General features: G+C 55.8%; 2 protein-coding genes. Both read right to left on the bottom strand.

Translation table 11 applies throughout. The features are described 5' to 3' along the window. Positions 1-561, bottom strand: a 561-nt coding sequence (locus tag D7X94_RS18005; protein ID WP_120429195.1) for a phosphoadenosine phosphosulfate reductase, incomplete at its 3' end; no start/stop codon positions are given. Beyond that, the coding region (locus D7X94_RS18685; RefSeq protein ID WP_158591088.1) for a hypothetical protein at positions 558-814 on the bottom strand (257 nt) is incomplete at its 5' end. The genes D7X94_RS18005 and D7X94_RS18685, both read right to left, overlap by 4 nt.

Here is an 814-nt window from a genome sequence, read left to right as displayed (position 1 = left end):
GCAGAAAAAACAGCTTGATTTCCCCGGTCGCGGAAGTCCGGCCCGCTCGATCACGCGGACGCATTCGGCCCTGTCCCAGCCCCATTCATAAAGCGGATAATGATTTTCGTACTTTTTATTCGCTTCATCTACTAAGGCCGCGTGTTGGACGCGCCGCGTTTCGCCTGCGTCGTACCCGATGAATTTATGTACCCGCCGCCCTGCGGCCCATTCCGCCCGGCAAGCCGGGTGGTTGTTGCAGAATTTTTCTTGCGGGCCGATCTTGTGCTTTAGGGAACATTTCTTGAATCCGTATGCAATCGACGGCAAGGTTCCAGAACGCAAACATTCTTGTTCAAGGGTCGGGCGGTTTCCGTCCTTGTCCACGCAATGAACCGGCGTAATTTCCGGCAAACCGTGTTTCGCCAGCCATTTGTCGAACACTTCGATATATTCGTAAGTGTGCGGCGGTTCCGCTCCGGGGTCTGCAAACAAGATCAGGTCAATCGGGATTTTATGCAGATACATTCCGACGATCATTGCGGTACTGTTCGTACCGCCGCCGAAAGAAACAACATTCATTTCGCGCCCCCTCTCTCCGGGGTCAGAATTTGCGAAAAGTTCACCGCCCTGATCTGCTCAGGGTTGAACAAGGAAAGCAACTTCCCCCATGCTCCCGCTGCGGATTCCGCTTCGACGACGGCCCCGGTCGCGGTTCCGTTGTTATATATCACAATGACCGCGTATTTCTCCGCGTAACCGTCGCCATCTGTTTCAAGGTTCAGCCACCAGCCGGGGTTGCTCCGCTCCGCCGCGTGCGGGCAAGGCTCCCCGC

This window comes from Acutalibacter sp. 1XD8-33, assembly GCF_003612555.1.
In the GTDB taxonomy this organism is placed as follows: domain Bacteria; phylum Bacillota; class Clostridia; order Oscillospirales; family Acutalibacteraceae; genus Acutalibacter.
This window is presented reverse-complemented; position numbering and strand designations above follow the sequence as displayed.